Here is a 6,657-nt window from a genome sequence, read left to right on the forward strand (position 1 = left end):
ATGTGAGCGTTCGCATCCGGCGGGTCACTACCACCCGGGCGGGCGGCGTCTCGAAGCCGCCCTTCGACACCTTCAATCTCGGTGATCACGTTGGTGACGACCCGGCGGCGGTGGCCGCCAACCGTGCCCGGCTGGCCGCGGCGATCGGTTTGGCGGCCCACCGGGTGGTGTGGATGAACCAGGTGCACGGAGATCGGGTCGAGGTGGTCGACGGGCCACAGAGCGCCACCGTCGATAACACCGACGCGTTGGTGACCACCACCGCACGGCTGGCGCTGGCGGTGGTGACGGCCGACTGCGTGCCGGTGTTGATGGCCGACGCGCGCGCCGGGGTGGCCGCGGCGGTCCATGCCGGTCGCGTCGGCGCCCAGCGGGGCGTCGTGCTCCGCGCGGTGGAGGCGATGCGGGGTCTGGGCGCGCAAGCCGGCGACATCTCGGCACTGCTCGGTCCGGCGGTCAGCGGTCCCAACTACGAAGTGCCCGCGGCCATGGCCGACGAGGTCGAGGCCGCGCTGCCGGGCAGCCGCACCACTACCTCGGCCGGCACTCCCGGACTTGACCTACGCGCCGGAATCGCTTGCCAGCTGCGTGATTTGGGTGTCACGTCGATCGATATCGATCCCCGCTGCACAGTGGCCGACCCGACTTTGTTCAGCCATCGCCGCGGTGCGCCAACCGGGCGACTGGCGTCGCTCGTCTGGATGGAATGACCGCAATGGTGGCGGAACTTGACGCTCAAGGAGTCCGCGAATCGGAATTAACGCATGCGTTGGCGGGGGTGCGATCAAGGCTCGCAGCGGCCGCGGAAGCGGCCGGCCGCAATGTCGGTGAAATTGAACTTCTACCGATTACCAAATTCTTCCCAGCAACCGATGTTGCGATTTTGTCGCGATTGGGTTGTCGAGCCGTTGGCGAATCGCGGGAACAGGAAGCCCGCGCGAAGGTGGCCGAACTCGCCAAGCTCTCAGCCACGTCCCAGCGGATCGAATCCCGAAATATGCACTGGCACATGGTGGGCCGGATTCAGCGGAACAAATCGCGGTCGCTGGCGGGCTGGGCGCACACCGCGCACTCGATCGACAGCCGGCAGGTGGTGACCGCGCTCGACCGCGCGGTGGCGGCCGCACTGGCCGACGGCCGCCGCGAACACCCGCTGCGGGTCTACGTCCAAGTCAGTCTCGACGGCGACGTCTCCCGCGGCGGCGTCGACATCACCGCGCCCGGCGCGCTCGACCAGGTGTGCGATCAGGTCGAGGGATCGCGAAGCCTGGAACTGGTCGGGTTGATGGGCATCCCGCCGCTGGACTGGGACCCCGACGAGGCCTTTGACCGGCTGCAATCGGAGCACAGCCGGGTGCTCGAATCACACCCGAATGCGCTCGGATTGTCCGCCGGGATGTCCAACGATCTGGAAATCGCCGTAAAACACGGTTCGACATGTGTGCGTGTCGGTACCGCGCTATTGGGCCCGAGGCGGCTACGGTCACCGTAATTAATCACAGTAGTCACACCTTCATCACAGACAACAGAAATCCCAGGGCTAGAAGGGGTCAGCAATGAGCACACTGCACAAGGTCAAGGCCTACTTCGGTATGGCGCCGATGGAGGACTACGACGACGAGTATTACGACGACCGCGCCCCCTCTCGCGGCTATTCACGGCCGCGATTCGAGGACGATTACGGACGCTACGAGGGGCGCGAGTACGACGAAGCGCGCCGCGACCCCCGCGGCGAGATGCGCGGCGAGCCGGCCGACTACCCGCCGCCCAGCAGCTACCGGGGCGGCTACCCGGAGGAGCCCCCCTTCCGCCCCCGCGAGTTCGACCGTGCCGAGATGGGGCGGCCGCGCCTCGGCTCCTGGTTGCGCAACACCTCCACCCGCGGCGCGCTGGCCATGGATCCACGCCGGATGGCGATGATGTTCGAGGAAGGCCATCCACTGTCGAAGATCACCACGCTGCGGCCCAAGGACTACAGCGAGGCCCGCACCATCGGCGAGCGGTTCCGCGACGGCACTCCGGTCATCATGGACCTGGTCTCCATGGACAATGCCGACGCCAAACGGCTGGTCGACTTCGCGGCGGGCCTGGCCTTCGCGTTGCGTGGCTCGTTCGACAAAGTGGCGACCAAGGTGTTCTTGCTCTCACCCGCCGACGTCGACGTATCCCCCGAGGAGCGGCGCCGGATCGCCGAAACCGGTTTCTACGCTTACCAATAGCCTCACCAAGACCAACAGCTGCCGGCTCCCCTGCGGGACCGGCAGTTGGGTTGTGCACCCGTCCTGACCGAGGGTTGACATCTGGGTCGGCCCGCTGAGTCGGTACGCTGGCAATTGCCGTGCGAACGGACGCGGCGACGACACTCTCGTCATCCTCATCGGTAAGGTCGGGGCTCTCCTTGAAGGCATTCTTTGGGATCCTTGCGTTGGTGCTGTTCGCCTTCTGGCTGCTGCTGATCGCGCGCGTGGTGATCGAGTTCATCCGCTCGTTCAGCCGCGACTGGCGTCCCACCGGCATCACCGTGGTGATCCTGGAGATCATCATGTCGATCACCGACCCGCCGGTGAAGCTGCTGCGCCGGCTGATCCCGCAACTCACCATCGGTGCGGTCCGTTTCGACCTGTCCATCATGGTGTTGTTGTTGGTGTCGTTCATCGCCATGAACATGGCTATGCAAGCGGCGGCGTGAGCTTCCCACCGCCGCTTCGGTTGCGACGTTTCGGCCACGGTTCGGCGTCAGTTTGGCGCGCGATTTCAAATCTTAAGAAGACGGAATTTAGAGTTTGAAATTCGGCCTTATTTATTGATCCAATCGGCAACCGGCGAGTCTGGTGTGACAGGATGGACGGCAGTTGCACGATGGCTACCACTCCGTTCTACACTTTCCAGAGCGTTAGACAGGAACTTGAGGGGAACGAACAATGCCGCTTACACCAGCTGACGTCCACAATGTGGCGTTTAGCAAGCCTCCTATCGGCAAGCGCGGTTACAACGAAGACGAGGTAGATGCCTTCCTCGACTTGGTGGAGAACGAGCTGACGCGGCTTATCGAAGAGAATTCCGATCTACGCCAGCGAATCAGCGAGTTGGACCAGGAGCTGGCCGGAGGGGCCGGCGCCGGTGCTGCCTCTGTTGCCGCGGCGCCCACTCAGGCGCTTCCCATCCCCGAGCCCGAATCCGAGCCCGCCCCGCCTCCGACGGTGGTCGCCCCGGTGGCCGCATCGGCCGGGACGAACGAGGAACAGGGCATGAAGGCCGCCCGGGTTTTGACGTTGGCCCAAGACACTGCCGACCGGCTCACCAGCACTGCCAAAGCCGACTCCGACAAGATGCTGGCCGATGCCCGGGCCAACGCCGACCAGATCCTGGGCGAAGCCCGCCACACCGCCGAGACCACGATCGCCGAGGCCCGGCAGCGCGCGGAGGCAATGCTGACCGACGCCCAGACCCGCTCCGAGAGTCAGCTGCGTCAAGCGCAGGAAAAGGCCGACGCCCTGCAGGCGGACGCCGAGCGCAAGCATTCCGAGATCATGGGAACCATCAACCAGCAGCGCACGGTGCTGGAAGGCCGTCTCGAGCAGCTGCGTACCTTCGAACGCGAGTACCGCACCCGGCTCAAGACCTACCTGGAATCGCAGCTTGAGGAGCTGGGCCAGCGCGGATCTGCGGCTCCGGTGGATTCCAGCGCCGATGGCGGGGGATTCGACCAGTTCAGTCGGGGGAATAACTAGCCGGGTAGCGTGCCGGTCACTCGCCAGTTCTCGAGGTCGGCACACCAGAGCTGCCAGACCTGGCAGTCCCGCTCGTCGGCCGGAGGTAACCGATGTTGATCATTGCGCTGGTTCTAGCTCTGATTGGGCTCGCGGCGCTGGTATTCGCGGTTGTCACCGGCTACGAATTGGTAGCCTGGGTATGCATTGGTGTCTGTGCCGTCGGCGTGGTGCTGCTGATCATCGATGCGCTGCGTGAGCGCCGGATGCGCGCCGAGGGTGGCAACGACGAAGACGAAGCAGACCAAGGTGCTGAAGACGAAGAAGACTACGTCGACTACCCGGAGGAAGCCGCGGACGAGGACGACGCTGAGACGGAAGAATCGGAAGAACTAGAAGAACCGGAAGAATCCGAAGAAGCCGACAGCGACGCGACCGAATCGGCAGTACACGGCGAGGACCGGGCCAAGTAGGCGGCCTCACTCGGTAGCCGTGGCCAGCAGCTCGCGCACCTCGTCGTCGCTGACCTGGTGAAAATCGCGGTAGACCTGGCCGACGGCATCGAACGCGGCCGGCATGGTCGCGCACACCACGTCATCGGCTTCCCGCGCGAGCTCGTGACAGGCGGACTGCGGACCCACCGGGACCGCCACGATTATCGATTTGGGGGCGGAGTCGGCCTCCACGGCCCGCAACGCGCGGACCGCGGCCAGCATGCTGGCGCCGGTAGCGATGCCGTCGTCGACGAGGATCACGATCTTTCCCTGCGGATCCGCGAGGGGGCGCCCGCCCCGATATGCCCGCTCGCGACGCTGCAGTTCGACCGTTTCACTGTCGATCACCACGCGCACCTGCTCGTCGGTGATATGCAAGCTGGACACCACGCTTTTGTTCATCACGACGCCGCCGCCGCTGGCCAGCGCACCCATGGCGAGTTCGGTCCAGCCCGGCACCCCGAGCTTGCGAACCAGGAACACGTCCAGCGGGGCGTGCAGCGCCGAGGCGACCTCCCAGCCGACCGGAACACCACCCCGGGCCAGCCCCAGGACGAGCAAGTCTCCCTGGCCGCGGTACCGCCCCAGTTCCTCGGCCAGTACGCGGCCTGCCTCGCGGCGATCACGGAAGGTGCGCGCCGGTGTCCGCCTGAGAAAGCTTGGTGGGTTCATGGGACTCCTGGGACCAAGCCTAAAGCCAGGCGCGCCGAGCGTGTGACCTATGGACAACCTTGCCGTCAAGCTGCCCCACGGTCACTCCATCGGGCGACTACCTCGCCGGCGAAGTCGAGCATCTGGTCAAGGCTGGGGAACATTGCGAAGGCGTCCACGATCGCCTCATCCGCACCGGACCTGGCGAGGCGCTCGAGCCTGCCGGCAACCGAGTCAACGGACGTGCCCGGTTCGAGGTTGATCCGCACGGCCGTCTTCAGCGCGTCAGGATCGCGGCCCGCGTCCTGCGCCGCACGGCGCGCAATCGACCACAAGTGGTCGGTGACCTCGTCCTGTAGCCCCTCGACCCCGAGCCAGCCGGTGCCGCTGCGGCCGACCCGGCGCATCGCGGCCTCGCTGGCACCGCCGATCCAGATGGGCGGACCGCCTGCCTGGACCGGGCGCAGGTCGGCATGGACCGGCGGCAGCGAGAAGAACTCGCTGTCCCAGGACACCGGGGTGGTCGTCCACCACTCGTGCAGGAACGCCAGCAGGTCATCGAGCATCTTCCCGCGCCGGTGCCAGTCCGCGCCACGGGCGATGTCGTGCTCGTCCTTCATCCACCCGATTCCCACGCCCACGTCAAGGCGGCCGTCGCTGAGCACGTCGAGCGTGGTCAGCAGCCGCGCCAGATGCACCGGCTCGTAGTAGAACGTGCTGAGCGTGCTGGCGTTCAGCCGCACCCGGCTGGTCGCCGTCGCGGCGACCGTCCACAGCAGCACCGGATCGAGGTAACGGGTCATCTGCGGCGGGTACGGCTGCTCCTTGCCCGGATAGGTGCTGTGCATATCGACCGGCGTGACCAGGCGATCGCCGACCCACAGCGTGTCGTAGCCCAGGTCCTCGAGTCCGCGGCAGAACGCGCTCAGACCAGCGGCGCTGCTGATAGCGGGCCCGACGATGGGAAGTGCGAAACCAAGCTTCATCGCGGGAATCCTCTCCGGGCAGACCATCGTCCGCCCTTGATATCGTTTCGGTGATCCATCAACCATTGTCTGGGCGCACGGCGCCCCTGTTCGTTCACGGCGTGGACCGGGGTCGGTGCGGCTCAGCCGGGAACGGTGGCGCCGAGGGCGAAGTCGAAGTTCCCCACCCCGTGGCGGGCGAGACCCATCATGACCAGGCCCGTTCCTTCCAGCCAGTGCGCCATTTTCAAGTCGCCGACGTCTAGCGGGCGCAGCGCGAGGCTCGCGATGAACGCCGCCACGCCCGCCTTGGCCTGCGCGTCGTCGCCGGCGATGAAGACGTCGAGCGGCCGGCCCTGGGCCAGGACCACACCGAAGATGGTGTTGAATGCCTTCACCACGCTGGCGCTGGCCGGGGCCGCCTTGGCAACATGCTGCGCGATCGAGGTGCCATCGGGGATGGCCAGCCCGTCGGCCGCGGCATTGAAGGGGTTGCTGATGTCGACGATGACCTTGCCCGCGAGGGCGTCTCCGTACTGGGCGACGACCGGAACGACGTTGTCGTACAACAGGGCCACGATGACGATGTCCCCGGCCGGGACGGCGCCGAACTTTCCCGTCGTTGCGCCGCCGCCCAGAGCCTTGGCCAGGTCGGCGGCCTTGGACTGATCGCGGCCGATGACCTCGACGGTGTTGCCGCCCGCTACCGACAGCGCGCCGATGGTGCGGGCCATGTTCCCGGTTCCGACGATGCTGATGCTGCTCATGATGTATCCCGTTTTTGGATGGACGATCGAAAAGGTTGACTGGTCCACCTTAAGCACGGTTTGGTGACGT

8 protein-coding genes and 1 pseudogene are annotated in these 6,657 nt (G+C 66.1%); 6 read left to right on the forward strand and 3 right to left on the reverse strand.

All coding sequences use genetic code 11. From position 1 onward, the window contains the following. Nucleotides 1-2 precede the first annotated feature (2 nt). From pgeF to VML93_RS11660, 6 genes are all read left to right on the forward strand, one after another. Nucleotides 3-710, forward strand: a complete 708-nt coding sequence (gene pgeF, locus VML93_RS11635; RefSeq protein ID WP_325610700.1) for a peptidoglycan editing factor PgeF — start codon at nucleotides 3-5, stop codon at nucleotides 708-710. Between the two features lie 5 nt (nucleotides 711-715). Next, nucleotides 716-1,492, forward strand: a complete 777-nt coding sequence (locus VML93_RS11640) for a YggS family pyridoxal phosphate-dependent enzyme (protein WP_325610723.1) — start codon at nucleotides 716-718, stop codon at nucleotides 1,490-1,492. Nucleotides 1,493-1,556: 64 nt separating this feature from the next. Further along, a complete protein-coding gene (locus VML93_RS11645; RefSeq protein WP_325610702.1) occupies nucleotides 1,557-2,219 on the forward strand; it encodes a cell division protein SepF in 663 nt (220 codons plus the stop codon). A gap of 179 nt (nucleotides 2,220-2,398) precedes the next feature. Further along, a complete protein-coding gene (locus VML93_RS11650) occupies nucleotides 2,399-2,689 on the forward strand; it encodes a YggT family protein (RefSeq protein WP_325610704.1) in 291 nt (96 codons plus the stop codon). A 232-nt stretch (nucleotides 2,690-2,921) separates the two neighbouring features. Continuing rightward, a complete protein-coding gene (locus VML93_RS11655; RefSeq protein ID WP_325610706.1) occupies nucleotides 2,922-3,731 on the forward strand; it encodes a DivIVA domain-containing protein in 810 nt (269 codons plus the stop codon). A 92-nt stretch (nucleotides 3,732-3,823) separates the two neighbouring features. Next, a complete protein-coding gene (locus tag VML93_RS11660) occupies nucleotides 3,824-4,183 on the forward strand; it encodes a hypothetical protein (protein WP_325610708.1) in 360 nt (119 codons plus the stop codon). 6 nt (nucleotides 4,184-4,189) lie between these two features. On the opposite strand, the pseudogene VML93_RS11665 reads toward VML93_RS11660, so the two are convergent. The 3 genes and pseudogenes from VML93_RS11665 to VML93_RS11675 form a co-directional block, all read right to left on the reverse strand. Then, nucleotides 4,190-4,879: pseudogene (locus tag VML93_RS11665) on the reverse strand (phosphoribosyltransferase); the annotation flags it as partial. Nucleotides 4,880-4,941: 62 nt separating this feature from the next. Continuing rightward, on the reverse strand, nucleotides 4,942-5,841 hold the full coding sequence (locus VML93_RS11670) for a TIGR03619 family F420-dependent LLM class oxidoreductase (RefSeq protein ID WP_325610710.1): 900 nt from the start codon (nucleotides 5,839-5,841) through the stop codon (nucleotides 4,942-4,944). 122 nt (nucleotides 5,842-5,963) lie between these two features. After that, on the reverse strand, nucleotides 5,964-6,587 hold the full coding sequence (locus tag VML93_RS11675; RefSeq protein WP_325610712.1) for an NADPH-dependent F420 reductase: 624 nt from the start codon (nucleotides 6,585-6,587) through the stop codon (nucleotides 5,964-5,966). Nucleotides 6,588-6,657 lie beyond the last annotated feature (70 nt).

Source organism: Mycobacterium sp., assembly GCF_035499775.1.
Lineage (GTDB): Bacteria > Actinomycetota > Actinomycetes > Mycobacteriales > Mycobacteriaceae > Mycobacterium.

Bases quoted from the DNA above. Each gene is read 5' to 3' on its own strand.
- VML93_RS11640 (WP_325610723.1), top strand. From the start codon at position 716: ATGGTGGCGGAACTTGACGCTCAAGGAGTCCGCGAATCGGAATTAACG.
- VML93_RS11645 (WP_325610702.1), top strand. From the start codon at position 1,557: ATGAGCACACTGCACAAGGTCAAGGCCTACTTCGGTATGGCGCCGATG.
- VML93_RS11655 (WP_325610706.1), top strand. From the start codon at position 2,922: ATGCCGCTTACACCAGCTGACGTCCACAATGTGGCGTTTAGCAAGCCT.
- VML93_RS11660 (WP_325610708.1), top strand. From the start codon at position 3,824: ATGTTGATCATTGCGCTGGTTCTAGCTCTGATTGGGCTCGCGGCGCTG.
- VML93_RS11670 (WP_325610710.1), bottom strand. From the start codon at position 5,841: ATGAAGCTTGGTTTCGCACTTCCCATCGTCGGGCCCGCTATCAGCAGC.
- VML93_RS11675 (WP_325610712.1), bottom strand. From the start codon at position 6,587: ATGAGCAGCATCAGCATCGTCGGAACCGGGAACATGGCCCGCACCATC.